Source organism: Bacteroidia bacterium (assembly GCA_037045145.1).
Classification (GTDB): domain Bacteria; phylum Bacteroidota; class Bacteroidia; order AKYH767-A; family OLB10; genus OLB10.
This window is the reverse complement of record JBAOIA010000012.1, coordinates 541,937-566,758: the sequence shown is the minus strand read 5'-3', so window position 1 is coordinate 566,758 and position 24,822 is coordinate 541,937. Positions and strand designations below refer to the sequence as shown.

40 protein-coding genes are annotated in these 24,822 nt (G+C 37.4%); 29 read left to right on the top strand and 11 right to left on the bottom strand.

What is annotated here, in order from left to right:
- Positions 1-155 precede the first annotated feature (155 nt).
- From V9G42_11910 to V9G42_11860, 11 genes are all read right to left on the bottom strand, one after another.
- The gene (locus V9G42_11910; protein ID MEI2760126.1) at positions 156-1,268 is read right to left on the bottom strand and encodes a reverse transcriptase family protein; all 1,113 of its coding nucleotides are present in this window, start codon (positions 1,266-1,268) and stop codon (positions 156-158) included.
- A 190-nt stretch (positions 1,269-1,458) separates the two neighbouring features.
- A complete protein-coding gene (locus V9G42_11905) occupies positions 1,459-2,502 on the bottom strand; it encodes a DnaB-like helicase C-terminal domain-containing protein (GenBank protein MEI2760125.1) in 1,044 nt (347 codons plus the stop codon).
- A gap of 48 nt (positions 2,503-2,550) precedes the next feature.
- On the bottom strand, positions 2,551-2,838 hold the full coding sequence (locus V9G42_11900; GenBank protein ID MEI2760124.1) for a hypothetical protein: 288 nt from the start codon (positions 2,836-2,838) through the stop codon (positions 2,551-2,553).
- A gap of 384 nt (positions 2,839-3,222) precedes the next feature.
- On the bottom strand, positions 3,223-3,507 hold the full coding sequence (locus V9G42_11895) for an addiction module antidote protein (protein ID MEI2760123.1): 285 nt from the start codon (positions 3,505-3,507) through the stop codon (positions 3,223-3,225).
- Positions 3,508-3,512: 5 nt separating this feature from the next.
- Positions 3,513-3,812 carry a type II toxin-antitoxin system RelE/ParE family toxin gene (locus tag V9G42_11890; protein MEI2760122.1) on the bottom strand — a complete coding sequence of 100 codons (300 nt, stop codon included), beginning with the start codon at positions 3,810-3,812 and terminating at the stop codon, positions 3,513-3,515.
- Positions 3,813-3,978: 166 nt separating this feature from the next.
- Entirely contained in the window at positions 3,979-4,176 is a 198-nt protein-coding gene (locus V9G42_11885) for a hypothetical protein (protein MEI2760121.1), read from the bottom strand.
- A 151-nt stretch (positions 4,177-4,327) separates the two neighbouring features.
- The gene (locus V9G42_11880; GenBank protein MEI2760120.1) at positions 4,328-4,636 is read right to left on the bottom strand and encodes a helix-turn-helix transcriptional regulator; all 309 of its coding nucleotides are present in this window, start codon (positions 4,634-4,636) and stop codon (positions 4,328-4,330) included.
- The gene (locus tag V9G42_11875) at positions 4,620-4,967 is read right to left on the bottom strand and encodes a type II toxin-antitoxin system RelE/ParE family toxin (GenBank protein MEI2760119.1); all 348 of its coding nucleotides are present in this window, start codon (positions 4,965-4,967) and stop codon (positions 4,620-4,622) included. Before V9G42_11875 ends, V9G42_11880 begins: the two co-directional genes overlap by 17 nt.
- A gap of 354 nt (positions 4,968-5,321) precedes the next feature.
- Positions 5,322-5,921, bottom strand: coding sequence for a DUF975 family protein (locus V9G42_11870; GenBank protein MEI2760118.1), 600 nt, complete (start codon positions 5,919-5,921; stop codon positions 5,322-5,324).
- A gap of 488 nt (positions 5,922-6,409) precedes the next feature.
- Complete coding sequence (locus V9G42_11865) at positions 6,410-7,183, bottom strand: hypothetical protein (GenBank protein MEI2760117.1); 774 nt, start codon at positions 7,181-7,183, stop codon at positions 6,410-6,412.
- Between the two features lie 636 nt (positions 7,184-7,819).
- Positions 7,820-8,641 carry a T9SS type A sorting domain-containing protein gene (locus V9G42_11860; GenBank protein ID MEI2760116.1) on the bottom strand — a complete coding sequence of 274 codons (822 nt, stop codon included), beginning with the start codon at positions 8,639-8,641 and terminating at the stop codon, positions 7,820-7,822.
- A gap of 780 nt (positions 8,642-9,421) precedes the next feature.
- Here V9G42_11860 and rpsL point away from each other — a divergent pair.
- Genes rpsL through rpsM form a run of 29 tightly spaced genes read left to right on the top strand, consistent with a single transcriptional unit; the run spans position 9,422 to position 24,814 of the window.
- On the top strand, positions 9,422-9,817 hold the full coding sequence (gene rpsL / locus V9G42_11855) for a 30S ribosomal protein S12 (protein MEI2760115.1): 396 nt from the start codon (positions 9,422-9,424) through the stop codon (positions 9,815-9,817).
- A 30-nt stretch (positions 9,818-9,847) separates the two neighbouring features.
- Positions 9,848-10,315 (top strand): 30S ribosomal protein S7, encoded by a 468-nt coding sequence (gene rpsG / locus V9G42_11850; GenBank protein MEI2760114.1) that lies wholly within the window; start codon positions 9,848-9,850, stop codon positions 10,313-10,315.
- Between the two features lie 21 nt (positions 10,316-10,336).
- On the top strand, positions 10,337-12,460 hold the full coding sequence (gene fusA, locus V9G42_11845) for an elongation factor G (protein MEI2760113.1): 2,124 nt from the start codon (positions 10,337-10,339) through the stop codon (positions 12,458-12,460).
- 36 nt (positions 12,461-12,496) lie between these two features.
- Positions 12,497-12,802: a 30S ribosomal protein S10 gene (gene rpsJ, locus V9G42_11840; GenBank protein ID MEI2760112.1), complete on the top strand. Its 306-nt coding sequence runs from the start codon at positions 12,497-12,499 to the stop codon at positions 12,800-12,802.
- Positions 12,803-12,825: 23 nt separating this feature from the next.
- Entirely contained in the window at positions 12,826-13,443 is a 618-nt protein-coding gene (rplC, locus tag V9G42_11835) for a 50S ribosomal protein L3 (GenBank protein ID MEI2760111.1), read from the top strand.
- 5 nt (positions 13,444-13,448) lie between these two features.
- On the top strand, positions 13,449-14,078 hold the full coding sequence (gene rplD, locus V9G42_11830) for a 50S ribosomal protein L4 (protein MEI2760110.1): 630 nt from the start codon (positions 13,449-13,451) through the stop codon (positions 14,076-14,078).
- The gene (rplW, locus tag V9G42_11825; protein ID MEI2760109.1) at positions 14,075-14,365 is read left to right on the top strand and encodes a 50S ribosomal protein L23; all 291 of its coding nucleotides are present in this window, start codon (positions 14,075-14,077) and stop codon (positions 14,363-14,365) included. Before rplD ends, rplW begins: the two co-directional genes overlap by 4 nt.
- Before the next feature lie 10 nt (positions 14,366-14,375).
- On the top strand, positions 14,376-15,200 hold the full coding sequence (gene rplB / locus V9G42_11820) for a 50S ribosomal protein L2 (protein ID MEI2760108.1): 825 nt from the start codon (positions 14,376-14,378) through the stop codon (positions 15,198-15,200).
- Between the two features lie 45 nt (positions 15,201-15,245).
- Complete coding sequence (gene rpsS, locus V9G42_11815; GenBank protein MEI2760107.1) at positions 15,246-15,518, top strand: 30S ribosomal protein S19; 273 nt, start codon at positions 15,246-15,248, stop codon at positions 15,516-15,518.
- Positions 15,518-15,958 (top strand): 50S ribosomal protein L22, encoded by a 441-nt coding sequence (gene rplV / locus V9G42_11810; GenBank protein ID MEI2760106.1) that lies wholly within the window; start codon positions 15,518-15,520, stop codon positions 15,956-15,958. The genes rpsS and rplV overlap by 1 nt, the downstream gene beginning before the upstream one ends.
- Complete coding sequence (gene rpsC, locus V9G42_11805; GenBank protein ID MEI2760105.1) at positions 15,959-16,726, top strand: 30S ribosomal protein S3; 768 nt, start codon at positions 15,959-15,961, stop codon at positions 16,724-16,726.
- Between the two features lie 31 nt (positions 16,727-16,757).
- Positions 16,758-17,180, top strand: a complete 423-nt coding sequence (gene rplP, locus V9G42_11800; protein ID MEI2760104.1) for a 50S ribosomal protein L16 — start codon at positions 16,758-16,760, stop codon at positions 17,178-17,180.
- 19 nt (positions 17,181-17,199) lie between these two features.
- Positions 17,200-17,400: a 50S ribosomal protein L29 gene (gene rpmC / locus V9G42_11795; protein ID MEI2760103.1), complete on the top strand. Its 201-nt coding sequence runs from the start codon at positions 17,200-17,202 to the stop codon at positions 17,398-17,400.
- Between the two features lie 8 nt (positions 17,401-17,408).
- Complete coding sequence (gene rpsQ / locus V9G42_11790) at positions 17,409-17,669, top strand: 30S ribosomal protein S17 (protein MEI2760102.1); 261 nt, start codon at positions 17,409-17,411, stop codon at positions 17,667-17,669.
- Positions 17,670-17,720: 51 nt separating this feature from the next.
- Positions 17,721-18,089: a 50S ribosomal protein L14 gene (gene rplN, locus V9G42_11785; GenBank protein ID MEI2760101.1), complete on the top strand. Its 369-nt coding sequence runs from the start codon at positions 17,721-17,723 to the stop codon at positions 18,087-18,089.
- A gap of 17 nt (positions 18,090-18,106) precedes the next feature.
- Positions 18,107-18,424 carry a 50S ribosomal protein L24 gene (gene rplX, locus V9G42_11780; protein ID MEI2760100.1) on the top strand — a complete coding sequence of 106 codons (318 nt, stop codon included), beginning with the start codon at positions 18,107-18,109 and terminating at the stop codon, positions 18,422-18,424.
- Positions 18,424-18,984, top strand: coding sequence for a 50S ribosomal protein L5 (gene rplE, locus V9G42_11775; protein MEI2760099.1), 561 nt, complete (start codon positions 18,424-18,426; stop codon positions 18,982-18,984). Before rplX ends, rplE begins: the two co-directional genes overlap by 1 nt.
- Positions 18,985-19,000: 16 nt before the next feature.
- Positions 19,001-19,270 (top strand): 30S ribosomal protein S14, encoded by a 270-nt coding sequence (gene rpsN / locus V9G42_11770; protein MEI2760098.1) that lies wholly within the window; start codon positions 19,001-19,003, stop codon positions 19,268-19,270.
- Positions 19,271-19,300: 30 nt separating this feature from the next.
- Positions 19,301-19,699, top strand: coding sequence for a 30S ribosomal protein S8 (gene rpsH / locus V9G42_11765; protein MEI2760097.1), 399 nt, complete (start codon positions 19,301-19,303; stop codon positions 19,697-19,699).
- 11 nt (positions 19,700-19,710) lie between these two features.
- Entirely contained in the window at positions 19,711-20,265 is a 555-nt protein-coding gene (gene rplF, locus V9G42_11760; GenBank protein ID MEI2760096.1) for a 50S ribosomal protein L6, read from the top strand.
- A gap of 13 nt (positions 20,266-20,278) precedes the next feature.
- Positions 20,279-20,629, top strand: coding sequence for a 50S ribosomal protein L18 (gene rplR, locus V9G42_11755; protein MEI2760095.1), 351 nt, complete (start codon positions 20,279-20,281; stop codon positions 20,627-20,629).
- A 12-nt stretch (positions 20,630-20,641) separates the two neighbouring features.
- A complete protein-coding gene (gene rpsE / locus V9G42_11750) occupies positions 20,642-21,157 on the top strand; it encodes a 30S ribosomal protein S5 (protein MEI2760094.1) in 516 nt (171 codons plus the stop codon).
- 10 nt (positions 21,158-21,167) lie between these two features.
- Positions 21,168-21,350, top strand: coding sequence for a 50S ribosomal protein L30 (gene rpmD, locus V9G42_11745; GenBank protein MEI2760093.1), 183 nt, complete (start codon positions 21,168-21,170; stop codon positions 21,348-21,350).
- 11 nt (positions 21,351-21,361) lie between these two features.
- On the top strand, positions 21,362-21,814 hold the full coding sequence (gene rplO, locus V9G42_11740; protein ID MEI2760092.1) for a 50S ribosomal protein L15: 453 nt from the start codon (positions 21,362-21,364) through the stop codon (positions 21,812-21,814).
- Complete coding sequence (gene secY / locus V9G42_11735) at positions 21,814-23,175, top strand: preprotein translocase subunit SecY (protein MEI2760091.1); 1,362 nt, start codon at positions 21,814-21,816, stop codon at positions 23,173-23,175. Before rplO ends, secY begins: the two co-directional genes overlap by 1 nt.
- 11 nt (positions 23,176-23,186) lie before the next feature.
- On the top strand, positions 23,187-24,008 hold the full coding sequence (gene map, locus V9G42_11730; protein MEI2760090.1) for a type I methionyl aminopeptidase: 822 nt from the start codon (positions 23,187-23,189) through the stop codon (positions 24,006-24,008).
- Positions 24,009-24,021: 13 nt separating this feature from the next.
- Entirely contained in the window at positions 24,022-24,240 is a 219-nt protein-coding gene (infA, locus tag V9G42_11725) for a translation initiation factor IF-1 (GenBank protein ID MEI2760089.1), read from the top strand.
- Positions 24,241-24,273: 33 nt separating this feature from the next.
- A complete protein-coding gene (gene ykgO / locus V9G42_11720; protein MEI2760088.1) occupies positions 24,274-24,390 on the top strand; it encodes a type B 50S ribosomal protein L36 in 117 nt (38 codons plus the stop codon).
- 46 nt (positions 24,391-24,436) lie between these two features.
- The gene (gene rpsM / locus V9G42_11715; protein ID MEI2760087.1) at positions 24,437-24,814 is read left to right on the top strand and encodes a 30S ribosomal protein S13; all 378 of its coding nucleotides are present in this window, start codon (positions 24,437-24,439) and stop codon (positions 24,812-24,814) included.
- The last annotated feature ends 8 nt before the right edge of the window (positions 24,815-24,822 follow it).

The following is a 24,822-nucleotide window of genomic DNA, read 5'->3' as shown; positions in this document are numbered from 1 at the left end:
CGTGATGCAGTTTGCCGTCTTTAGTCTGTTCTTTAGGAACGGCATGTTCCATTTTCAACAATAAATCAAATCTACCCGTCTCCTTTAACCTTTTAGCCATTTCATAAGCCTTAAATCATTTGCCGTTTGCCACTAATTTATTTTTTGTGGGCTGATTATTCATTGTTCTTGCTCTTAAATAAACTGTCAAATAAAGTTTTCTGTTTAAAATAAAGTCCGTCACTTTTTCCTCTCACTTGTCCAACAAAGTTGATGTAACCTTCAAGACGATGAATAAATTTTGCCCTGTGTTGGATTTCAATTTCTCCTCTAAAATTAAAGTGTCGCTGTGTTGCTGTGTCAATGCCGTTTGTTGTCATGTCATGTAGCATTGCCCGAATTTTCTTCAATAGTTTTCTGTCAACATTTACTTTTTCATTCACTGTCAAACCTGTTACGGTTTGTTTTCTGTTTGATGATTTCAAACGAAGTTTCTTCTCGTTGATTTGAAAGTTATTTTTCTTAATCAGGTTAATGATGTCAAGAACTGTGTCGTTTGAAATGAGTGTATCAGCTGAAAAAGTTAAATCATCAGCGTAACGGGAAAATAGTAAACCGTTTGTGTTGCAAAACTCTTTCAAGTCATTGTCAAGTTTCAGACAAATGAAATTTGAAATCACTGGCGAAGTTGGTGCACCAATTGGAAGTTTGCCTTCATAAGTTGTCAGTAAAGTCAATGCTGTTGCAACTGAATCATTAAAGTTGAAACACTCGGAAGTAAAAACGTCCTTCACCTGCATTGCAGATATACTTGGAAAAAAATCTTTCAAGTCAATATTCAACACATGCTTTTTACCGATGTGAACTTTAGCATTCTCAACGATATTGCAATGTGTCCCTAAGTAGTGAGGATTCACAACAAAGCCATGCACTTCATTTGGCTTCATCCACAAATAATACGCTTGCAAAAAATAATTCAGTCGCTTCTGAATTGCCTTCAACTTTTTTTCGGGAGCAAAAATTTGTCGTTCACCACCTTTCTTTTTTTTGATTGAATAATTCCTGTAAGTCGGATTGTTTATGATTTCCTCCAACTGAAAAAAAGATGTTTTGAGAAGCCTGCAAAGTTCCGATGGGCTTTCAACTGTCAGAAGGAGTAAGGCATTTAATTCGTGCTTCTTTAAGGACTGCAAACTTTTATGCAAATGATGTGAGCCAACATAAAAATATTTATGAATATGCTTTTTATTCTCTGCCGAAAATTTAAGTATGTCAGTTGCTTGTTGCATAAATAAAAATGAGCCGTTGCAAATTATCTTTGATTTTGTCGTTATTTATGAGAAGCGGAACGCAGTGAGCATCGCAATAAATAGCGATAATTCAATTCTTCCACTCCGTCACGGGTTGCAGGAACACAACCACCATGTCGTAAATGTTTGACATCATAATTTTTCAAGCAACGGCTCAATGTCTTTGATGTTAAAATGGTTCTTCTAATTCTTCTAATCTGCTTTTTGAAAATGTAAATTCGTTTTTGAAACCGTCAAAGTTTCTGTAGTTGGTAAAGTTTGCATCACGCAAAAGTTTTACTGTTCCTAAACTTCCGTTTCTATTCTTAGCCAAAATAAGTTTTGTTAATCCCGCTGTGCTGTTACCGTCTTCATCACATTCAAGTCCGTAATATTCGGGTCGGTAAATGAAAATCACTTTGTCCGCATCTTGTTCAATTGCTCCGCTTTCTCGCAGGTCAGAAAGTTGCGGATGCTTTGAACCGCCTCTTGATTCAACTGCTCTGCTCAATTGACTGGAAGCAATTACACAAACATTTAAGTCCTTGGCAATGTTCTTTAATTCCCTACTGATGTAACTGATTTCAAGTTCCCGGTTGTTACGGTACTTATTTGAACTCATCATTTGCAAGTAATCAACAACAATCACTTTCACTCCATTTTCAGCAATCTGTTTTTGGCAATGGGCTTTCAATGCTGTGAAAGAATTATTGCAACTGTCGTTCACAAATATTTTGTGTTTGCCAAACTCATTTGAAATTGCAGATAAATTATTTTTCTGTTCTTCTGTTAGTTCGTGTTGCAAAATTTTATTGACTGCAATTCCTGAAAGTGAAGAAATGAAACGGCTTGCTAATAAAAATTCAGATAAATCAAGAGTGAAATACAGAACTGGAATAGTTGTAGAAATATTGAGAGACAGATTTACAAGCAATTGGGTTTTTCCCATTGAAGGTCTTGCTCCAATTACAACTAACTCTCCCAAGCCAAAACCGCCAAACATTCTATCAAATTCTGTGAATCCTGTTTTGATTGCATTGCCCGGATGCGTTTCTGCTTGTAACTGATTTATGTTCTTAGAAACAAGGTCGGCAATACTTTTTGATTCTCTAGCAACACTGTTTTGCAATTCCGATTCATAAACTATCTGCTTCAATGAAGCAAGCAACTCTCTTTCGTCAATATTTTGATTGCCGACAAGATTTTCAATTTTATTTTTTATTTCCTGATTCATTTTGTGAAGGTAGATTTAAGTTGTGTTGTAACAGCGATTGTTGAAAAATTATTGTCCTGTAATTGCCCGAAAAAGAATTATCCCTACTGTCAAACCAATTGAAGCAAAGAGTAAAATTTTCAGAAGATTATTTTCTTTAGCAATTTTCTCAAACATTTTGGTAAATTCTTTCTCTGAATTATCAATTCGTTGTTTGGTTGCGTTCTCTGCTGATTCAATTCTTGAAGCCAAATCTTTTTGTTTGGCGGTTAAGTCGTCTTTAATATTTCTTTCAATATCGCCAAGTCGTTGCTGTGTATTTTGTAGTCCTTGATTTATTGAACTTACTTTGTCCATTCAAGTTCTCCCTCATTTCAGGAGACTTTGAATGGACGGAAAACCTGGACACCAAAGTATCCGTGAAGAGGTTTTTCAATTAAAAGTAGGCTTCATCAGCCGCGGCTGATAAGCCAATATAAGCCCTTTAATTTTTTCCAAGAAAATTTCGCTGCATAAAATCAAGCCATCTTAAAACAGAGAAGAGCACTTCTACATTAATATTAGATGCAGTATTCTAAAAGAAAATAACTTTTTTACAACCTGACGGTTTGGCAACTTGACGCAGGTAGGGCATTTTAGCACCACTGTTGATGCGAGAACCGAACTTCAAATATAGCGCAATAGTTCAATCGTTGCAATTTACTTCTGTTTGCGTTCAAACCACTTGTCAAGCGTTCGTTTTTATATATGTGCTGGATTAATCTGTATTTGTCCTCCAATGGCTTTTAAAACTTTCATTATTGTTGCAAATTGCGGCTTTGCTCCATCAGACAATGCTTTATATAAACTTGGTCGGCTAAGTCCGGTTTCTTCCGCTATTTTAGTCATTCCGATAGCTTTTGCAATGTTTCCGATTGCAGTTATAATTTGAGCATCATTTCCATCTTTCAAAACTTCATTAAGGTATTCAGCAATCATTTCGTTGCTTTCTAAATAGTCCGATATGTCAAATTTTGTTGTTTCCATTTTCTTTACTTTTTAAGTTTACTCCAAATATCTTTCGCTTTTTCTATGTCTTTTTGTTGGGTTGATTTATCTCCACCAATCAAGAGAACGATAATTTTTCCATTTTTTTCCTTGAAGTAGATTCGATAACCTTTTGCATAGTTGATTTTCAATTCACTAATTCCGTCACCAACAGGTTTGCAATCTCCAAAATGTTCTTCGGTTTCCAATTTTTGGATTCGGAACAAAATCTTTGCTTTTGCTACTAAATCTTTTAATTTTTTCAACCATTTATCAAATTCTGCCGTTTTCTCAATAAAGTACATTTAATCATTGTATTCATTCGGATACAAAATTAGTGAAATTTTTTTTAAATACTAATATTTATTTCCATTCCATTTCAGTAACATCAACTACATAAACACCCGGCAAATTAAGTTCATAAAACCCTGCACTTGAATGTTTGTAATCGGTAAACTCAATTACCAAATTCTACTTTTTAGCATAGGGATGGTGATGTATGTAATCTAATTTTTGGTCCATAAACTTTTTCGTATAGCATGGTTTACAGTCAAACGATTGTTTAAATACGTGATGCAACTTACCGTATTTAGCCTGTTCTTTAGGAACCATTTGTTCCATTTTCAGCAATAAATCAAATCTGCCTGTCTCCTTTAACCTTTTAGCCATTTCATAAGCCATAAATCATTTGCCGTTTGCCACTATTTTATTTTTTATCCATTATTTCAAAGTCCCCTGAAATGAGGGAGACTTTGAAAGTATGGAAATAGCACTTCACCGGCTCTATTTCCAATTTGTTTGTTACCGGCAGGTTTTCTTTTCATTTTAGTCTTATTGATAAATCCAAATGCCCTCCAAATCCGAGTTCAACTATTTTTTGAAGTGTCGAAATCCGAGCTTCTTTTATGTTGTTCTCTATTTTTGAAATATACGACTTGGTCGTACCAACTCTGTTTGCAAGCTCTTCTTGTGTTAAGCCTTTTTCAAGTCTTGCTTGTTGAAGCATTACTCCGATTTTAAAGTTTTCGTACCCAGCTTCCAATTCATCACGTTTTTTCGTTCCACGTTTGCCGTAGTTTTTTTCTTTAAAATCTTCAAGTGTCATCAAATTTTTATTTTTCGTTTTCATATTCTGTTTTTATTTTAATTGCCATTTCAATTTCCTTTTTTGGTATCTTTTGAGTTTTCTTCTGAAGACCATTAGCCAAAACCACTAATTGTCCTTTGTCGAAAAAACAGAAAATACGAAAAATATCACTTCCTAATTGTACTCGAATTTCGTAAAGTCCTTCCGTATTTTCTATATGCTTTAGATACGTTTCTGGAACTCTTTCTAAATCTTCTACCAAATCAAATGTCCAAACTATTTTCGCTTTTACTTTCTTGTTTTGCTTGTTAAAAAAAGTTTGAAAATAGTCTTTGTAAAAGGTTATTGTTCTATATTTCTTTTTTTCGTTCACTTTGCAAATATACAAAAGTTTCTCTTTAGTGCAACTATATTTTATGGGTTTTTTGTTTATTGTTGTCGGAGAGATTTAGGCGAAGAGTTCGGTTAAACTTCTGGCTAACGGCTGTCTGTGAAAAAATATAATTTCAAAAACATGTTCAAATATAGGGATAATGTTGTATGTTTAGATATTAAAAATTGGTCATAGCAATGCCCACACTAACAAGAATAAATCGGGAGCAAATCACCTTTTCCAACTTAGAGAGTCAGGTAGCTCCAGACAGAGAAATAAGTTTTATAGATGCTCTTGTCCATTCAAAGTCCCCTGAAATGAGGGAGACTTTGAAAGTACGGAAATGGGCTGGTTTTATATGTTTTCAGTTGTTAATGAGTTTGCTTTTACGTCATCATAAAATTTTGCCATAGTAACTTGCATATACGGCATAAGCCATAGAAGGCCTATTCCTAATGTCAGAATACAAAGCAATGCCCAACCTAAAAATCTCAGACATAGACAAAAATACTTCCATTTGTAACCATCCATCATCTTTTTACTTTTATCTATTGCATCCATAGCACCAATTGAATTGTCATCAGCTAAAATGTAGAAGGTCATAGAATAAGATATGGCAGCAATAATACCGGGTATTATAAGTAAAATCATCCATAATAAAAAGAAAAGAATTATTAATAGATAAGCACCTAATGCAGTTCCAAAATTACTAAAGCCTTGAAATATTTGTTCCAGTTTAGCGTCTTGGTTTCTTGAAATGGATAACCCAAAAACGGCAAGACCTAAAGCAAATGGACCAGAAATTATTAATGATGCAATTGGTCCAACAATTGTTATCATTTGTAAAACCACAGAGATTAATAAATATACCACAAATGTTCCAATGGCTAAGCCCCATTTACCTTTTAGAGATTCTCTCGCCATTTGCATTAAAACAACATTTTCAGTTTTCATTTTATTTCTTTTTTATGTTTTCCTACTCATTTGGCTTTTCGGTTTCGCCCCGTTTCTTTAGTGGTCGCTGGTCTCCACTTTTTATTTTTATTCTGTCAGTCATTAATAGTCAAGAACTGTCAAACCGCAAGAACTGTGGTGCTCGTGTCTGTCCTTGACTACTGTGTCGTTTCTTAAACTTGCCCATAACGTCAGTCTGTAAAAAAACAATTTTAAAAACATTTTCAAATATATGGATAATGTTTGTCCATTCAAAGTCTCCTGAAATGCGAGAGACTTTGAAAGTACGGAGAAAGGTAAAAACGGCAAGCTGGCATTAGCCACTGTGGGAAATAAACTTATTAAACAAGCGGTGGCTGTTGCTAAATCCGAATTGCCTTACGATGAAAAATATTCTTCTATAAATGCTTGTTTTTAACCACAGTTCTTGTTATGCACAGTTATACTCTGTCCACAAAGCACAAATGTATGTGGTTCCGTTACAGTTTTTATATGTTCGCCTTAATCAATCCAAAGTAACTTAACATTATTTCCCAACCTTTTCCTTTCGGTATGTGATAAATAGTCATTTCATCAGAAGGTCTAATTGTGCTTTTGATTATGTAATCAGGAAGTGTATGATCTGAAGAATTAACCATATACATATAAAATATTCCGCCAATCAGAAATGTGTATGCACGATGTCCTGATTTAATTCTTATTTGCTTTGGATGACCAATGATGTCAGTTGAAACATCTTTGTCATTTACATATGTCATAAAGTACAAAGGATAATCATCAACCTTTCCAGGATTACCTTCATAAATCATTTTGCGTAACACTTCTTCATGCGGTCCTAAATTTATTTGGTCAAAGAGTGCACGTTTTGAAATACTTGCTCGCCAAAGAACCGACAACAGAAATATTTTGAACTTATGATAATTTATTTTCTTGCAAAGGGTAAACTTCACTCCGTCTTGACTTTTAAAATTATCGCATTCAGGACATTCACTATCTCGTAATGCTCCACCATAAATTGCCTTACGCGCATAATTCTCATAGCCACCTAAAAGTTTGTTGTCACAGTCACTGCACAATAAACCTCCTTCGTATTCGCCCGAAGAAGGCATTTTAATTCTTGGTTTTACTTTGCCAAATTCCGATGCAGGAACAACTCTAATTTTGTGATTGTCGTCATACAATTCCTCATACATAAAGTCAGGAATAATATGAGATTTTGCGATTAGTTGTTTTTCTTGTAAGCAAAGTTTGCACTTTTCCATTGTACAAAAGTTCGATAAAAAATGTCTGTATAATGTTCCGCAGTTTCAAATTAGCACTACCGGTTGTTCGAAGCGTTAAAATTGCACATAACGTCAACATGTGAAAAAAATAATTTCAAAAGCATTTACAAATATAAATTAATTTCAAAAGGTTTCATAAAGTAAAATTATAAACCAGGTGAGTTCTATTTTCATAAAAACGTATCAACCCTTCAATGTTTTTTTAATATTTCAAAGTCCCCTGAAATACGGGAGACTTTGAAGGTATGGAGAAGGAAAATCCTATGCGGGCAGGATTTGTTTATAATCTTGAAGGCTACGTTTATAGTAGTGCAACGGATTATTGCCCCAGCAAAGGGCTTATTGACTTAGTGCTGCTTGAATGATAGTAGGGCACAAGTCTGAAGACTAGCGCCAGAGGGGGACACACTCTCGGCAAAAAATGCGAACAAATAGAAAGAAAGTTTACACCGCAAAGTAGTTCGCATTTTTTGCACTTGCAGAATGTTTGTTAGAAGCACAACACTTTGATAACCGATAAACCCCTCAAAAAAATTATTTCGTTTAATCTTTATGTTATCAGCCGTTATACTGTTCATCGGAGTCGTAACTTTTCAAGTTTGCAAAAATTTTTATTCATTGCTTCAATATTCTTCTCGTGATTCGTTTTCCGTCAATTGTCAAGACAACAAAATACATCCCGTTTGGTTGCCCATTCAAGTCAATGGTTCTTGTGATTGCAAGATTATCTTGTTCACTAAATACAGTTTGAGCTAAAATATTCTGAATAGTGATGGAAACATATTTCATGCTTTGTTTCTGAATTGTTACATCAATGTTAGATATGAATGGGTTGGGGTAAATAGCAATTATTGATTGAAAATCATCTAGTGAATTTACTCCAGTGATATTATTCAATGTGAAATTGTCAATATAGTTCCAGCTGAGAATAGAATCGGCTACTGCAACTGTTATGAAGGAACTATTATTAATGGGAGAAAAAGTCAATGATTGATAAGTCCATGTAATACCAGGGACTGGAACCGTATCTATTAGTGTGCCAAATGATAAACTATCGGCTGAGTATCCAATCTTTAATTTGTTTGGGTTCCAAGATGAAGATTTTATATTCCAGAAAGAAAGAGTATACGTTTGACCACTAATTAGAGGTGAATTTAACGCTAAAGAAAAGGCTTCAAGTGCTATTGGAAAGTGGCAAGCGATTGCAATAAAATAATTTCCATTTTGTGCTGTTCCATATCCGCAACTATTAGTAAGAATATCAAGACCGTCAGAACCGAAGCCGTAACAATTAGTCATGAATCCATTAAAACTGTTATTGGTAGTATTAATCTGACAATTTGCTGTTGTATTTTCAAAATTACCATTCAAGAAATTCTGAGCGTGGGCTAAATTGAAAATAAACAAAATGTGTAGTGAAAGAATTGCTTTTTTCATAACGTCCCTTTTTTTAATTGCTGTTCAAGTTTGCACTGCCGCCAAAGAATGGCTGATAACATTTAAATATCAGCATATTTTCAGCTAAAACATGCTGAATACTGCACAAATATAGCTGTATGTGGCAATTGTACAAATTTTTTTTTCAAATCCTGTTTTGTCTAGCGGGCTTTGTATTTTACTTAGTTTTTTTACCTTAGGGGTATATGTCATGTTAGTAAGCAGGTTTTTATCACCTGATAGCTGTTTCAAGGCCAAAAGGTCGGTGATACTTTCATTGAATCCGATGTTGTTACTTGCTTTGCCAAAGCTGTTTCATGGCTAAAAGACCGGTGATACTTTCAATCTGGTTTCAGTCCAAAAGGCTCAAACTATTTACTAAAACCAAATCAATAAGCCACATGGTTGTTTTATAAATAGAAAATACATGCTTGCCTTTTAAAACTATGTTTTACTAAAGCCATGTCGAATAGCAGTTAACCCCGATTTTATAGTGAATGACTTCTTCATGGTTTTGTCGTAATGCTCGTATGTTTAATTGACAATAGTTTTGATGACTGTTTTAACAAAATGAAGAATATTTTTAGCCTGAAAGTAGTGGTAATTTGTCAGGATATGAAAAAGTCAATTTCGATTATTTCACAAATATAATTGATTACCAACACGATAGCCATTTGAAGAAATTCTTAAAAAAATCTTTTTCAATTAGTTGTAATTCTAAAAAGAATCTCTACATTTGCAGTCCCAAAAAAGTTGGGATTAACATATTGGATAATTAAGATGCCTACAATACAACAATTAATACGCATAGGCCGCTCTAAAATTGAGGACAAAAGCAAGTCCCCGGCCTTAACATCCTGCCCCCAGAGAAGAGGGGTTTGTACACGTGTTTACACAACAACACCCAAAAAGCCAAACTCTGCATTACGCAAGGTGGCCCGTGTACGTTTAACCAACAAATTTGAAGTAACAGCATATATTCCCGGAGAAGGTCACAATCTCCAGGAGCACTCTATTGTATTAATCCGTGGCGGCAGGGTAAAAGACCTTCCCGGAGTTAGATACCATATTGTGCGTGGTGCATTAGATACCTCAGGTGTAGAAGGACGTAATCAGCGCAGAAGTAAATACGGAACCAAGAAGCCTAAAGCCGGTGCCCCTGCAGCTAAAAAATAATCAGAAAAGTTTCAGTTTAAAATTTCATAGATGAGAAAGTCGAAACCCAAGAAAAGGATTTTATTGCCTGATCCAAGATATAATGATCAACAGGTAACACGTTTCGTAAATGGTATGATGGAGTCCGGTAAAAAAGGAACTGCCTATCAGATTTTTTATGATGCTTTAGAAAAGGTTACTGAAAAAACACAGGAGGACGGATTGGAGCAATGGAGAAAAGCATTAAATAATGTGATGCCATTGGTAGAGGTTCGCAGCCGCAGGGTTGGTGGAGCTACATTTCAGATACCATCAGAAGTTCGTCCTACACGCAGAACGGCATTGGGCATTAAGTGGCTGGTAGGATATGCACGCTCACGTAATGAGAAGTCTATGTCTGACCGCTTGGCCGGAGAAATAATAGCAGCAGCAAAAGGCGAAGGAGCAGCAGTTAAGAAGAAAGATGATACACACCGTATGGCTGAAGCGAACAAAGCATTCTCACATTTTAAAGTATAAAAGCAGAGAGACACTATTCAAATGGCAAACGATTTAAGATATACAAGAAATATTGGTATTGCTGCACACATTGATGCAGGTAAGACTACTACAACAGAGCGTATCCTTTACTATACAGGTGTAAACCATAAGTTAGGCGAGGTTCACGATGGTGCTGCTACTATGGACTGGATGGTTCAGGAGCAGGAGCGTGGTATTACCATTACATCAGCGGCAACTACCTGCTTTTGGAATTACCGTAACAATAAATATAAAGTAAACATTATTGATACTCCCGGACACGTTGACTTTACCGTTGAGGTAAATCGTTCACTACGTATTCTGGATGGTTTGGTATTCTTGTTTTCTGCTGTTGATGGTGTTGAACCTCAATCAGAAACAAACTGGCGCTTAGCGAATAACTATAACGTTACAAGACTTTGTTTTGTTAACAAAATGGACCGTGCCGGTGCCGACTTTTTAAATGTGGTTAAGCAGGTTCGTGAAATGCTTGGCGGTAATGCCGTGCCATTGCAATTGCCAATTGGTGCAGAAGAGCACTTTAAAGGTGTGGTTGATTTGATAAACTTTAAAGGTATTGTTTGGAATGAGCACGATCAGGGGATGACATTTACAGAAGTTCCTATTCCTGCCGAAATATTGGACGAAGCAAAAGAACTCAGAGAAAAGCTTCTTGAGTCAATTGCCGAGTTTGATGATAAGTTAATGGAGAAGTATTTCGATGACCCAAATAGTATTACAGAGCGCGAAATTCTTGATGCATTAAGAAAATCATGTATTGCAGGAAAAGTTGTTCCAATGGTTTGTGGATCATCCTTTAAGAATAAAGGTGTTCAAACAATGCTTGACTTGGTAATGGAATTATTACCTAGTCCTGTTGATAAAGATAATATTACCGGAACAAATCCCGATAATGGCGAGCCTGTAAGCCGTAAACCTGATGTAAAAGAGCCTTTCACAGCATTGGCATTTAAGATTGCTACAGATCCTTTCGTAGGTCGTTTGGCATATTTCCGTGCTTATGCCGGACGTTTGGAGTCAGGTTCCTATGTGCTAAATTCTCGTTCAGGTAATAAAGAACGTATTTCTCGTATCTTCCAGATGCATGCCAATAAACAAAACCAGATTCCTTTTATCGAGGCCGGTGATATTGGTGCAGCAGTAGGATTTAAAGATATTAAAACCGGTGATACCCTTTGTGCAGAAAATGCACCAATTGTACTTGAAGCAATGCAATTTCCTGAAGCAGTTATCGGTTTGGCTATTGAACCAAAAACTCAGGTTGACACTGAGAAGTTAGGAACTGCATTGAGTAAATTAGCTGAAGAGGATCCAACGTTCCGTGTAAAAACTGACGAAGAGACAGGTCAGACAATCATCAGTGGTATGGGTGAACTTCACCTCGAAATTATTGTTGACCGTCTGAAAAGAGAATTTAAAGTAGAATGTAATCAGGGTGCACCAGAGGTTTCTTATAAAGAAGCAATTACGGGTAATGTATCACATCGTGAGGTTTACAAAAAGCAAACCGGTGGTCGTGGTAAGTTTGCCGATATACAGTTTACTTTAGGTCCTGTTGATGAAGATTTTGATCCGGTAGCTAACAAATCAAGCCTTCAGTTTGTGAACCAAATTACAGGTGGTAACATTCCAAAGGAGTTTATCCCATCAATCGAAAAAGGATTCAAAGCCGCTATGGTAAATGGTGTTCTTGCCGGTTATCCGTTAAGCAGCCTTAAAGTAGTTTTAACAGATGGTTCATTCCACGCTGTTGACTCTGATGCATTATCATTTGAAATTGCAGCCAAACTTGCTTATAAAGATGCTTGTGCAAAAGCAAAACCAATATTGCTTGAGCCAATCATGAAAGTAGAAGTAGTTACGCCTGATGAATACATGGGAGATGTTATGGGCGACCTTAACAGAAGACGTGGACAGATGGAAGGTATGGACACCCGTGCAGGAGCACAGGTTATCAAAGCAAAAGTTCCGCTTTCTGAAATGTTTGGATATGTAACAACGTTGCGTACCATCACTTCAGGCCGTGCTTCATCAAGTATGGAGTTCTCTCACTATACAGAGTGTCCTCGTGCCATTGCCGAAGAAGTAATTGCCAAGGTAAAAGGTAAATTAGAAAAAGCATAATTGTAGGTTTAAAATAAGAAATTAAATAATATATAAATGAATCAGCGAATCCGAATAAAGCTCAAATCTTACGATTACAATCTCGTTGACAAGTCAGCAGAGAAAATCGTAAAAACCGTTAAGACTACGGGAGCAGTGATCAGCGGACCCATTCCTCTTCCGACTGAGAAGAAGATTTATACAGTACTTCGCTCGCCACACGTAAATAAAAAGGCAAGAGAACAGTTTCAGTTATGCTCTTATAAGCGCTTGTTGGATATATACAGCTCAACCTCCAAAACTGTTGATGCGCTCATGAAACTGGAGTTACCAAGTGGTGTTGAGGTTGAAATAAAAGTATAGTTAAACCCTTAAAGTAAAGAACAATGTCCGGAATAATAGGAAAGAAAATAGGAATGACCAGCATGTTTAATGCTGAGGGTAAAAACATTGCTTGCACAGTAATTGAAGCAGGACCATGTGTTGTAACCCAGGTTAAATCAGTAGCAACTGATGGCTATGATGCCGTACAGTTAGCTTTTGATGACAAAAAAGAAAAGCATACAACAAAAGCGCTGCAAGGTCATTTTAAGAAATCAAACAGCTCATTTAAGCGCAAGGTAGTAGAGTTTAAAGGCTTTACTACAGAGGTAAAACTTGGAGATGTTATCAAAGTTGATATCTGTCCCGAAGGCGAATTTTGCGATGTGGTTGGAACCTCAAAAGGTAAAGGTTTTCAGGGTGTTATTAAACGACACAACTTTGCCGGTGTGGGAGGTGCAACGCACGGTCAGCACAACAGATTGAGAGCCCCCGGTTCTATGGGAGCATCATCGTTTCCTTCTCGTGTACTTCCGGGAAAGAGGCTAACTGGTCACATGGGCGATGAACAGGTGAAGATTCAAAATCTGCAAATTTTAAAAGTTATGCCTGAGCATAATATTTTAATCATAAAAGGCGCTGTACCAGGTGCTAAAGGTTCATATATTAAAGTAGAATTTTAAGCGAAATGGAATTAGAAATTAAACAAAGAAACGGTCAGGCTACTGGAAGAAAAGTAACGCTTAATAGCGAAATCTTTGATGCCAAACCAAATGATCATGCTATATGGCTCGATGTAAAAAGCATCATGGCTAATGCACGTCAGGGTACCCATAAATCAAAGCAACGTAACGAAGTTTCCGGTACAACTAAGAAGTTGAAACGCCAGAAGGGAACCGGAGGAGCACGTGCAGGAAGTATGAAATCGCCACTTTTCGTAGGTGGTGGACGTGTTTTCGGCCCGCAACCTCGCGATTACACCTTCAAAATGAATAAAAAAGTAAAACGTCTGGCTCGTATTTCCGCTCTTAGCTATAAAGCAAAAGATAACAACATAACCATTGTTGAGAATGTATCAATGGAAGCACCAAAAACCAGTGAAGTGGTAAATATTTTGAAGCAATTGGAACTTGCTAATAAAAAAGTTTTGGTGGTGACCGGAGATACCAATAAAAATTTATTTTTGTCCTCCCGAAATTTGCAACGCAGTAAAGTATTAAGTGCCTCAGAAATAAACACTTACGATATTCTTAATGCGCAAAACTTGGTGTTAGAAGAAGGCGCTTTGCCGGTAATTGAAAAAATATTAAACAAATGAGCATCTTAAAGAAGCCAGTTATTACTGAAAAAATGACGCAGAAGTCCGAAAAACTCGGGCAATATGCGTTTATCGTAGATAAAAACGCAAACAAAATTGAAATCAAAGCTGCCATTGAGAAGCTTTACAATGTCAATGTTGTGAGTGTAAATACAGTGAATAATGCTGTAAAATCAAAAACCCGTTTTACCAAAGCTGGTATTCTGCAAGGTAAAAAAGGTGGTCAAAAGAAAGCTTACATTACCGTAGCTAAGGGCGAAACAATTGATTTTTACGCAAGCATCTAAAAATTAAACAATGGCAATCAAGAAATTTAATCCCATTACACCAGGTCAGCGCTTTTTAATTGCGCCAGATCATTCTAATATTACAACAAACGAACCTGAAAAGGCCTTAACAGAGCGTATCAATCGCAAAGGTGGAAGAAATAATACAGGTAAAATGACCATGCGCTATATTGGCGGAGGTCATCGTAAGATATATAGAATTATTGACTTTAAGCGCAATAAAGATGGTGTTCCGGGCAAAGTGGCAACTATTGAGTACGATCCTAACCGTACGGCACGTATTGCATTAGTTCATTATGCCGATGGTGAAAAGAGATATATACTTGCTCCAACAGGCTTAACAGTTGGTCAAACTATTCTTTCCGGAGATAAAGCATCACCTGAAGTGGGTAACGCTATGATGTTGAAAGACATGCCATTAGGTACAATTGTACATAACATTGAATTACGTCCCGGTCAGGGTGGAAAAATGGCAAGAAGTGCCGGTTCGTATGCGCAATTAACAGCTCGCGATGGAAAATATGCTATTTTAAAAATGCCTTCCGGTGAAACAAGAATGGTGCTTTCGACATGTGTAGCAACTATTGGTTCTGTATCAAATTCAGACCATAATAAAGAAAGTGCCGGAAAAGCAGGCCGCAACCGCTGGAAAGGCAGAAGACCAAGAGTTCGTGGTGTGGCAATGAACCCTGTTGATCACCCAATGGGTGGTGGCGAAGGTCGTGCGTCAGGAGGTCATCCGCGTTCGCGCAAAGGTTTGTTAGCTAAAGGTAAGAAAACCCGTAAGCTGAAAAATCAAAGCAATAAACATATCATAGAAAGAAGAAAGAAATAATTCACCATAAATAATAATAAGCTTCAAGCTAATAATATAAAATAAATGAGTCGTTCACTAAAAAAAGGCCCTTTCATTGATGCTAAACTAGAAGGAAAAGTTGCGTCAATGAGTGAGGGTAAAAAGAAGACGGTAATCAAAACATGGAGCAGACGCTCTTTGATATCACCCGATTTTGTTGGACATACATTTGCAGTTCACAATGGTAATAAGTTTATCCCTGTATATGTAACAGAAAATATGGTTGGACACAAATTAGGCGAATTTGCACCAACCCGTACTTTCAGAGGACATGCTGGTAATAAAGATAAGAAATAATGGGAGCAAGAAAGAAAATAGCGGCAGACGCACGCAAAGAAGAAATGAAAACAACCTACATTGCCAGGTTGAATAATTGTCCTACCTCACCAAGAAAAATGCGACTGGTAGCCGACATGATCAGAGGTAAGAAAGTTGATCTCGCTTTGGGCTTGCTTAAATTCAGTAAAAAGGAAGCTGCCGGCAGTATGTATAAATTGTTGTTGTCAGCAATTAATAACTGGCAGGCAAAAAACGAAGGTGTTCGTATTGAAGAACAGCCATTAATCGTATCTAAAGTTTATGTGGACAGTGCCCGTCAGCTTAAAAGACTACGCCCGGCACCACAAGGCAGAGGTTACAGAATTCGTAAGCGTTCAAACCACATTACCTTATTAGTTGACACTGTCAATAAAAAAGAAGAAAACACACAACAAGTAACTGAAAATACAGAAGCATAAATGGGACAAAAAGCACACCCGATAGGAAATAGACTGGGAATCATCCGTGGATGGGACTCAAACTGGTATGGCGGAAAAAACTATTCTGACCGTCTGGTAGAGGACGAAAAAATCCGCAACTATCTGCATGCACGTTTGGCAAAAGGTGGAGTTGCCCGTATTATTATAGAGCGCACACTAAAACTTATTACTGCAACAGTACATACTGCACGTCCGGGTATTGTTATCGGTAAAGGAGGATCAGAGGTAGATAAGCTTAAAGAAGAAATTAAGAAGATTACCAAGAAAGAAGTGCAGATAAACATATTTGAAATTAAACGCCCTGAACTCGATGCACAGTTAGTAGCTGATGGTGTTGCCAAACAAATTGAAGCTCGTATTTCATACAGACGTGCAATTAAGATGGCAATAGCTTCAAGCATGCGTATGGGAGCAGAAGGAATAAAAATTATGTGTGCCGGCCGTATCGGTGGAGCAGAGATGGCTCGTACAGAACAATACAAAGAAGGTCGTATTCCATTGCATACTTTCCGTGCCGATATTGATTTTGCCATTGCAGACGCTCAGACATCTTATGGTAAGATTGGTGTAAAAGTTTGGATTTGCAAAGGCGAAGTATTTGGCAAAAGAGATCTTTCTCCTAATATTGGTATGAACTCAACACCAAAGCAGAATGCAGGCGGTGGCGACAGAAGACAAGAAAGAGAACGTGGTGGAAATGATCGTGGCGGCAGAAGAGGCGGACGTCCAAGAGGAGATAAGAAATAATTATTTAAAAAAGAATTAAGGTTAATTAGCAATGTTACAACCGAAAAAGACAAAATTCAGAAAGCAGCAGAAGATGCGCAACCGTGGTAATGCTACCCGCGGCTCGCAGATTGCCTTCGGATCATTTGGAATCAAATCGCTGGAGAATGCACAGCTAACATCACGTCAGATAGAAGCAGCCCGTGTTGCTCTTACCCGTTTTATGAAACGCGAAGGTCAAACCTGGATACGAATTTTCCCGGATAAGCCTGTTACGCGTAAGCCTGCAGAGGTTCGTATGGGTAAAGGTAAAGGAGCACCCGAATATTGGATTGCCCAAGTAAAACCGGGAACTATGCTTTTTGAAGCAGATGGTGTGCCAGTAGAAACAGCAAAAGAAGCAATGCGTCTGGCAGCACAAAAATTACCTGTTATAACCAAGTTTGTTATTCGCAGAGATTATTCAGCTGCCTAACATTAAAATTTGAAAAACGATGAAACAGTCAATAGTAAAAGATTTAACAACAGAAGAAGTAAAATCACGCATAAAGGAAGAAGTGGAAAATTTACAGAAGCATAAAATGCAGCATGCCGTTTCTCCAATGGATAATCCGATACAAATACGCAGCACACGCAAACTTATTGCAAGGCTGAAAACTGAGTTAAACAAAAGAATGTCACAAACATCAAAATAAATTATTCAATGAGTACTGAAAGAGCATTACGCAAAACAAAAATAGGTGTGGTTACCAGCATTAAAATGCAAAAGACTGTTGTTGTGGCTGAAGAAAAGAAGTTTAAACATCCGATGTACGGTAAGTTTATCAATAAGACAAAAAAGTTTCACGTACATGATGAAGCTAATGCATGTGGTAGTGGCGACCGTGTTTTGATTATGGAAACCAGACCCGTTAGCAAAACAAAACGCTGGAGATTAGTTGAAATTCTTGAAAAAGCAAAATAATTAAAATTTCTCGCCTCTATCAATTGGCAGAATGTTGAAAAGAAATAAAAGATGATACAGTCAGAATCAAGATTAACAGTAGCAGATAACAGCGGAGCAAAAGAAGTTTTGTGTATCCGTGTGTTAGGCGGTACACGCAAAAGATATGCTTCTTTGGGAGATAAAATTGTGGTAACCGTAAAGAATGCTTTACCTGCAGGAAATATTAAAAAAGGTGCTGTAAGCAAAGCGGTGGTTGTGAGAGTAAGTAAAGAAGTAAGACGTAGTGACGGTTCTTATATCCGTTTCGATGATAATGCAGTAGTATTACTCAATCAGGCAGACGAACTTAGAGGTACACGTATTTTCGGACCTGTAGCTCGTGAATTGCGCGAAAAACAGTTTATGAAAATTGTTTCATTGGCACCTGAAGTAATTTAATCAATAAAATCAGAATCATGTCAAAACTAAAGATAAAAAAAGGCGACATCGTTAAGGTTATTGCCGGTGAGTCAAAAGGAAAACAAGGCCGTGTGCTGGAAGTGTTCCCTGAAACAAACAGAGCCAGTGTTGAGAATGTAAATATCGTTTCTAAACATACACGCCCAAATGCACAAAATACTCAAGGTGGCATTGTAAAGAAAGAAGCTCCGGTTAATGTTTCAAACCTGATGCTTATAGATCCTAAATCAGGAAAGCCATCACGTGTTGGTCGTAAAACAGAAGAAGGTAAATTAGTACGTTACGCAAAAAAATCAGGGGAGGTAATAAAATAATGAGTTACACACCACGCCTAAAAGGCAAATATAAAAAGGAGATTATCTCTTCGCTGAAAAATCACTTTCAGTATAAGAGTATCATGCAAGTACCTAGATTAGCAAAAATATGCCTGAGCCAGGGAATTGGCGATGCTGTTAGCGATAAGAAAATTGTTGATGCCTGTGTTGCAGAAATGACAGCCATTGCCGGACAGAAGGCCGTAGCAACTTATGCCAAGAAAGACATTTCTAACTTTAAAGTAAGAAAAGGAGTTCCTATTGGCGTGAGAGTGACTTTACGTGATGAGCAGATGTATGAATTCCTTGATCGTTTGGTTTCCGTATCCCTGCCACGTATCCGTGACTTCAGAGGAATTAACAGCAAAGGTTTTGATGGTAAAGGAAATTATACACTTGGTATTACCGAGCATATCATTTTCCCAGAAATCAACATAGACAAAGTAAGTAAGATTCGTGGAATGGATATCACATTCGTAACTACCGCTAAAACAGACAATGAAGCAATGCAGTTACTTAAAGAATTCGGACTACCATTCAGAACAACCGGTTCTAACTAAAAAATAATTCGAAAAAATGGCAAAAGAATCAATAAAAGCAAGAAGCAGAAAAAGAGAACAGTTAGTTGCAAAATACGCGGCAAAAAGAGCAGCATTAAAAGAAGCTGGCGATTATCAAGCCTTGGCATTGTTGCCTCGTAATTCATCACCTGTTCGTTTACATAACCGTTGTATGATTACAGGTCGTCCGAGAGGTTATATGCGTCAGTTTGGAATTTCACGCGTACTGTTTCGCAAAATGGCTTTAGAAGGAAAAATTGCCGGAGTAACAAAAGCCAGTTGGTAATATTAAACAATAATTAGAAAAATAATTAAAATGACCGATCCGATATCAGATTATTTGACACGTTTGCGCAATGCCGTAAAGGCCAATCACCGCATCGTAGAAGTACCTGCATCAAATACTAAAAAGGAAATTACCAAAATACTTTTTGACAAAGGGTATATTGCAAATTATAAGTTTGAAGAAACTGAAAATAAGCAGGGAAATATTAAAGTAGCTTTAAAATACAATCCGGTAACCAAAATGCCGGCAATTACCCGCCTTAAGCGTGTTAGCCGCCCGGGTTTAAGAAAGTATGTTAGCCATGATCGTTTGCCAAGAATTATCAATGGACTTGGTGTAGCAATCATCTCTACAAGCAAGGGAATAATGACTGACAAAGAAGCACGTCAGCTTCATGTTGGTGGTGAGGTTTTATGTTATATTTATTAATTTAAGAAAGCATGTCACGAATAGGGAAATTACCGGTTTCAGTACCATCAGGTGTTCAGGTTAATGTGCAGGGAAATACAGTTTCTGTAAAAGGCCCAAAAGGCACATTATCTCAAACTATTGCCGATGGTATTACCTTAGAAATGGAAGAAAATAAAGTTGTTGTTAAACGCAGCACTGAGCAAAAACGACACAAGTCATTACATGGCTTGTACCGTGCATTGCTTGCCAACATGATTAAAGGAGTATCACAAGGCTACAAGATAGAGCAGGAATTAGTGGGTGTAGGATATCGTGCCAGCAATCAGGGGCAGATGCTTGACTTAGTACTGGGTCATTCTCACCATGTGGTTTTTGAATTGCCCACAGAAGTTAAAGTAAGCACAAAGACAGAACGTGGTAGCAACCCAACCATCATTCTTGAAAGTCACGATAAACAACTTATCGGTCAGGTTGCCGCTAAAATAAGATCACTACGTAAGCCTGAACCATACAAAGGGAAAGGTATCAAGTTTGTAGGCGAAGTATTAAGAAGAAAAGCTGGAAAATCAGCTGCTAAAAAATAAGTAAAGTAAGAAAATGAAGAATTCAAAAGATTCACGCAGGCTTAAAATCCGCAAACGTATTCGCGGAAAAATCAAAGGTACTAATGAGCAGCCAAGATTGTCTGTTTTCAGAAGTAATAAGCAAATTTATGCACAGATAATTGATGATGTGGCAGGTCAGACATTGGCAGCAGCATCATCAGCAGAAAATGGTGCAGCAAAAGGTACTAAAGTTGAGATTTCAACTTCAGTAGGTAAAATGATTGCCGAAAGAGCAACAGCCAAAGGCATTACTAAAGTAACATTCGACAGAGGTGGATATTTGTTTCATGGCCGTGTAAAAGCATTGGCTGATGGTGCAAGAGAAGGTGGATTAAAATTCTAAAACGAAACAATGATAGCAACAGCAAATAAAAGAGTTAAACCGGGCGAAATCGAATTAAAAGACAGGCTCGTGGCAGTCAACAGAGTAACTAAGGTTACTAAAGGGGGAAGAACATTTTCTTTTGCAGCCATTGTTGTGGTTGGAGATGAGAAAGGTGTTGTAGGTTATGGTCTGGGAAAAGCAAAAGAAGTTACTGATGCAATAACCAAGGCTATTGATGATGCTAAGAAAAACTTAGTGAAGGTAACAGTACATAAAACCACTGTTCCTCATGAGCAAGATGCAGCTTTCGGTGGTGCAAAAGTGTTTTTAAAACCAGCTGCTCCCGGTACCGGTGTAATTGCAGGTGGTGCCATGCGTGCAGTACTCGAAAGTGTGGGCATTCATGACGTATTAGCTAAGTCAAAAGGATCTTCTAATCCTCACAACGTGGTTAAAGCAACCATAACGGCTTTAGCTATGATGCGTGATGCTGTAACAGTTGCCAACCAACGTGGCGTAGATTTAAACAAGGTATTTAACGGGTAATATTATACTCATGGGAAAAGTAATTATCAAACAAGTAAAAAGCGGAATTGATCGCGATAAAAATCAGAAGCTAACGCTAAAAGCATTAGGTTTAAGAAAAGTATATCAGTCTGTAGAAAAGGAAAACACTGATCAGATAAAAGGAATGATTGAAAAAGTTAGACATCTGGTTGAGGTAACAGAAATCAAATAAGAAAAAGAGTTATGAATTTAAGTAATTTAAAACCTGCCAAAGGTTCAACAAAGAAAAGTAAAAGAATCGGACGTGGTGAAGGCTCTGGTCATGGTGGAACATCTACACGTGGTCATAAAGGAGCACAGTCTCGTTCCGGATATTCACGCAAATTTGGTTTTGAAGGGGGACAAATGCCGCTTCAGAGAAGGGTTCCTAAATCAGGATTCAAAAACTTCTTCAGAGTTGAATATACAGGAATAAACCTTGATGTGTTACAAAAACTAAATGAAAAATTTGGTTTAACAGAAATTGATCATAGCATTCTTTGCGAAAAAGGATTGATAGCAAAGCGTGAGTTGGTAAAAATACTCGGACGTGGCGAATTGAAAGTAAAAATGAATGTAAAAGCACATGCATTTTCAGAGACTGCAAAAAATGCAATTGAAGCCGCTGGAGGCACAACCACCATTCAAGAAAAATAATGAAAGAACTGATTCAAACATTAAGGAACATATTCAAGATTGAAGAGCTTAGAACTAAGCTCCTCAATACCTTGTTTTTTATTGCCATTTACCGCCTTGCTTCCCATATTGTGCTGCCTGGCGTAGATCCTCAACAACTTGGTAATTTAAAGGACCAGGCATCGCAGGGTATATTTGGTTTATTGGATATGTTTGCCGGAGGTGCTTTCTCACAGGCATCAATTGTGGCACTTGGCATTATGCCTTATATCTCAGCCTCTATTGTTGTACAGATATTAGGAATAGCAGTTCCTTACTTTCAGAAAATGCAGAAAGAAGGTGAGAGTGGACGTAATCGTTTGAATCAAATTACACGCTGGCTGACAGTTTTAGTGGTGGCGGGTCAGGCTCCCGGCTATTTAGTTAACCTAAGAGCACAGGCACAATCTGCCATCGTTGCCTATGCAAATCCCGATGCACTTTCTCCAACATTATGGTGGATTACCTCTATCATCATTCTCATAGCCGGTACTTTATTTGTGATGTGGCTTGGAGAACGTATTCAGGAAAAAGGAATCGGAAATGGTATATCATTACTTATCATGGTTGGTATTATTGCCCGATTGCCATTTGCCTTACGTGATGAATTTTTATCACGACTCAACCAAACCGGTGGCGGATTAATCATGTTCCTGGTCGAATTGGTAGCTTTATTTGCTGTCGTAGTGATAAGTATTATGTTGGTACAGGGAACTCGTAAAATACCTGTTCAGTTTGCTAAAAAAATAATCGGTAACAGACAATACGGTGGCGTACGTCAGTATATTCCATTAAAAGTAAATGCTGCCGGTGTAATGCCTATCATTTTTGCACAAGCAATTATGTTTATTCCTGCAACAGTGGCACAATTTTTCCCGGATTCATCTTCAATGCAAGGTATTGCACACTCTTTAACAGACTTCCATTCATTGTGGTACAATGTGACATTTGCCATTTTGATAATTTTATTTACCTACTTCTACACAGCTATCACAGTTAACCCCAATCAGATGGCTGATGATATGAAAAAGAATGGTGGATTTATTCCCGGAATTAAGCCCGGGAAACAAACAGCATCATTTATAGATGATGTGATGTCGAAAATCACTTTGCCGGGTTCTATATTTCTGGCAATTGTTGCCATCCTACCTGCATTTGCGAAAATATTAGGTACCAGTACCAATTTTGCACAGTTTTATGGTGGCACTTCATTGTTAATTCTTGTTGGTGTAATACTTGATACCTTACAGCAGATAGAAAGTCATTTGTTGATGAGACATTACGATGGATTAATGAAATCAGGACGTATTAAAGGACGCACATCCATTAGTGCACCTGTTTAAATAAATTAGTTGTGCAGATTGAATATCGCTCCAAAGAGGAGATTGATTTAATTAGAGTTAGTTCTTTACTTGTTGGAAAAACCATTGCAGAAGTAGCCAAACACCTGCGCGATGGAATAACTACCGGAGAGTTAGATAAAATTGCAGAAGATTTTATCCGCTCGCATGAAGCTGTGCCTGCTTTTAAAGGCTATCATGGATTCATCGGATCGTTATGCATATCGGTCAATGCCGAAGTGGTTCATGGAATTCCGGGAGCAAGAGTGTTGCGACTTGGAGATATTGTGTCGCTTGATTGTGGCGTAGTTAAAAATGGATTCTATGGAGATTCGGCCTATACCTTCGCTATTGGCGAAGTAGATCCGCAGGCGGTTAAATTGTTGCAAGTTACACGCGAATGTTTGTATCTAGGTATAGAGAAAGCAGTTGCCGGCAACAGAATGGGTGATGTAAGCAGTAATATCCAAAAACATGCAGAGGCAAATGGATTTGGTGTTGTTCGTGAGTTGGTTGGGCATGGTATAGGAAAGAAGCTTCATGAGAAGCCCGAAGTGCCAAATTATGGTAAGGCCGGACAAGGATTGTTGCTCAAGCCGGGGTTGGTTATAGCAATTGAACCTATGATAAACATGGGAACAAAAAATGTAAAGCAACTCAATGATGGATGGACCATTGTAACAGCAGACCAAAAACCTGCAGCACATTTTGAACATACCATTGCAGTGGATAATGTAAAGGCAGAAATTCTGTCTTCATTTGAAGAGATTGAAAAAAGTGAAAAAGAGAATTTGAATTTATATAAAATAGATTATAAGCAGAATATTATAGCATAGTAAGATCAGAGAAATGGCAAAGCAGACATCAATAGAGCAGGACGGAACGATTACAGAAGCGTTGAGCAATGCTATGTTTAAAGTGGAACTGGAAAATGGACATGAGATAATTGCCCACATTTCAGGAAAGATGCGAATGAACTATATTAAAATTCTGCCCGGTGATAAAGTAAAAATTGAAATGTCACCGTATGATCTGACAAAAGGAAGAATAACTTATCGTTATAAATAACTGAATTAACGAATCGGAATAAAAATAAAGGAGATGAAAGTTAAACCAAGTTTAAAGAAAAGAAGCGTTGATTGTAAAATCGTTAGACGCAATGGAAAATTGTATGTAATTAATAAAAAGAATCCACGCTTTAAGCAGCGTCAGGGATAATTACATCAAAAAAATTAATTGTAACAAAGAAAATAGTTAATATCAAATGGCTCGAATAGCAGGTATAGATTTACCAAGAAACAAAAGAGGTGAAATAGGCCTTACTTATATTTTTGGTATCGGACGTTCTACAGCACAACAGATTCTTGATGAGTGCGGAATTTCGTATGATAAAAAAGTAGATCAGTGGAATGATGATGAACTGAATAAAATCCGTTCTTTCATTAACGACAATCTGAAAATTGAAGGTGCTTTACGTTCAGAAACACAGTTGAATATTAAACGTCTGATGGATATCGGAAGCTATCGCGGTGTTCGTCACCGTTTAGGGTTGCCTGTGCGCGGACAAAGAACCAAGAACAACTGCCGTACACGCAAGGGTAAGCGTAAAACAGTTGCTAACAAGAAAAAAGTAACTAAGTAATTGGAATA

What these genes read in the sequence shown, in the direction of transcription:
- V9G42_11910 (MEI2760126.1), bottom strand. Translation starts at nt 1,268, where the DNA reads ATGCAACAAGCAACTGACATACTTAAATTTTCGGCAGAGAATAAAAAG.
- V9G42_11905 (MEI2760125.1), bottom strand. Translation starts at nt 2,502, where the DNA reads ATGAATCAGGAAATAAAAAATAAAATTGAAAATCTTGTCGGCAATCAA.
- V9G42_11900 (MEI2760124.1), bottom strand. Translation starts at nt 2,838, where the DNA reads ATGGACAAAGTAAGTTCAATAAATCAAGGACTACAAAATACACAGCAA.
- V9G42_11895 (MEI2760123.1), bottom strand. Translation starts at nt 3,507, where the DNA reads ATGGAAACAACAAAATTTGACATATCGGACTATTTAGAAAGCAACGAA.
- V9G42_11890 (MEI2760122.1), bottom strand. Translation starts at nt 3,812, where the DNA reads ATGTACTTTATTGAGAAAACGGCAGAATTTGATAAATGGTTGAAAAAA.
- V9G42_11885 (MEI2760121.1), bottom strand. Translation starts at nt 4,176, where the DNA reads ATGGCTAAAAGGTTAAAGGAGACAGGCAGATTTGATTTATTGCTGAAA.
- V9G42_11880 (MEI2760120.1), bottom strand. Translation starts at nt 4,636, where the DNA reads ATGAAAACGAAAAATAAAAATTTGATGACACTTGAAGATTTTAAAGAA.
- V9G42_11870 (MEI2760118.1), bottom strand. Translation starts at nt 5,921, where the DNA reads ATGAAAACTGAAAATGTTGTTTTAATGCAAATGGCGAGAGAATCTCTA.
- V9G42_11865 (MEI2760117.1), bottom strand. Translation starts at nt 7,183, where the DNA reads ATGGAAAAGTGCAAACTTTGCTTACAAGAAAAACAACTAATCGCAAAA.
- V9G42_11860 (MEI2760116.1), bottom strand. Translation starts at nt 8,641, where the DNA reads ATGAAAAAAGCAATTCTTTCACTACACATTTTGTTTATTTTCAATTTA.
- rpsL (MEI2760115.1), top strand. Translation starts at nt 9,422, where the DNA reads ATGCCTACAATACAACAATTAATACGCATAGGCCGCTCTAAAATTGAG.
- rpsG (MEI2760114.1), top strand. Translation starts at nt 9,848, where the DNA reads ATGAGAAAGTCGAAACCCAAGAAAAGGATTTTATTGCCTGATCCAAGA.
- fusA (MEI2760113.1), top strand. Translation starts at nt 10,337, where the DNA reads ATGGCAAACGATTTAAGATATACAAGAAATATTGGTATTGCTGCACAC.
- rpsJ (MEI2760112.1), top strand. Translation starts at nt 12,497, where the DNA reads ATGAATCAGCGAATCCGAATAAAGCTCAAATCTTACGATTACAATCTC.
- rplC (MEI2760111.1), top strand. Translation starts at nt 12,826, where the DNA reads ATGTCCGGAATAATAGGAAAGAAAATAGGAATGACCAGCATGTTTAAT.
- rplD (MEI2760110.1), top strand. Translation starts at nt 13,449, where the DNA reads ATGGAATTAGAAATTAAACAAAGAAACGGTCAGGCTACTGGAAGAAAA.
- rplW (MEI2760109.1), top strand. Translation starts at nt 14,075, where the DNA reads ATGAGCATCTTAAAGAAGCCAGTTATTACTGAAAAAATGACGCAGAAG.
- rplB (MEI2760108.1), top strand. Translation starts at nt 14,376, where the DNA reads ATGGCAATCAAGAAATTTAATCCCATTACACCAGGTCAGCGCTTTTTA.
- rpsS (MEI2760107.1), top strand. Translation starts at nt 15,246, where the DNA reads ATGAGTCGTTCACTAAAAAAAGGCCCTTTCATTGATGCTAAACTAGAA.
- rplV (MEI2760106.1), top strand. Translation starts at nt 15,518, where the DNA reads ATGGGAGCAAGAAAGAAAATAGCGGCAGACGCACGCAAAGAAGAAATG.
- rpsC (MEI2760105.1), top strand. Translation starts at nt 15,959, where the DNA reads ATGGGACAAAAAGCACACCCGATAGGAAATAGACTGGGAATCATCCGT.
- rplP (MEI2760104.1), top strand. Translation starts at nt 16,758, where the DNA reads ATGTTACAACCGAAAAAGACAAAATTCAGAAAGCAGCAGAAGATGCGC.
- rpmC (MEI2760103.1), top strand. Translation starts at nt 17,200, where the DNA reads ATGAAACAGTCAATAGTAAAAGATTTAACAACAGAAGAAGTAAAATCA.
- rpsQ (MEI2760102.1), top strand. Translation starts at nt 17,409, where the DNA reads ATGAGTACTGAAAGAGCATTACGCAAAACAAAAATAGGTGTGGTTACC.
- rplN (MEI2760101.1), top strand. Translation starts at nt 17,721, where the DNA reads ATGATACAGTCAGAATCAAGATTAACAGTAGCAGATAACAGCGGAGCA.
- rplX (MEI2760100.1), top strand. Translation starts at nt 18,107, where the DNA reads ATGTCAAAACTAAAGATAAAAAAAGGCGACATCGTTAAGGTTATTGCC.
- rplE (MEI2760099.1), top strand. Translation starts at nt 18,424, where the DNA reads ATGAGTTACACACCACGCCTAAAAGGCAAATATAAAAAGGAGATTATC.
- rpsN (MEI2760098.1), top strand. Translation starts at nt 19,001, where the DNA reads ATGGCAAAAGAATCAATAAAAGCAAGAAGCAGAAAAAGAGAACAGTTA.
- rpsH (MEI2760097.1), top strand. Translation starts at nt 19,301, where the DNA reads ATGACCGATCCGATATCAGATTATTTGACACGTTTGCGCAATGCCGTA.
- rplF (MEI2760096.1), top strand. Translation starts at nt 19,711, where the DNA reads ATGTCACGAATAGGGAAATTACCGGTTTCAGTACCATCAGGTGTTCAG.
- rplR (MEI2760095.1), top strand. Translation starts at nt 20,279, where the DNA reads ATGAAGAATTCAAAAGATTCACGCAGGCTTAAAATCCGCAAACGTATT.
- rpmD (MEI2760093.1), top strand. Translation starts at nt 21,168, where the DNA reads ATGGGAAAAGTAATTATCAAACAAGTAAAAAGCGGAATTGATCGCGAT.
- rplO (MEI2760092.1), top strand. Translation starts at nt 21,362, where the DNA reads ATGAATTTAAGTAATTTAAAACCTGCCAAAGGTTCAACAAAGAAAAGT.
- secY (MEI2760091.1), top strand. Translation starts at nt 21,814, where the DNA reads ATGAAAGAACTGATTCAAACATTAAGGAACATATTCAAGATTGAAGAG.
- infA (MEI2760089.1), top strand. Translation starts at nt 24,022, where the DNA reads ATGGCAAAGCAGACATCAATAGAGCAGGACGGAACGATTACAGAAGCG.
- ykgO (MEI2760088.1), top strand. Translation starts at nt 24,274, where the DNA reads ATGAAAGTTAAACCAAGTTTAAAGAAAAGAAGCGTTGATTGTAAAATC.
- rpsM (MEI2760087.1), top strand. Translation starts at nt 24,437, where the DNA reads ATGGCTCGAATAGCAGGTATAGATTTACCAAGAAACAAAAGAGGTGAA.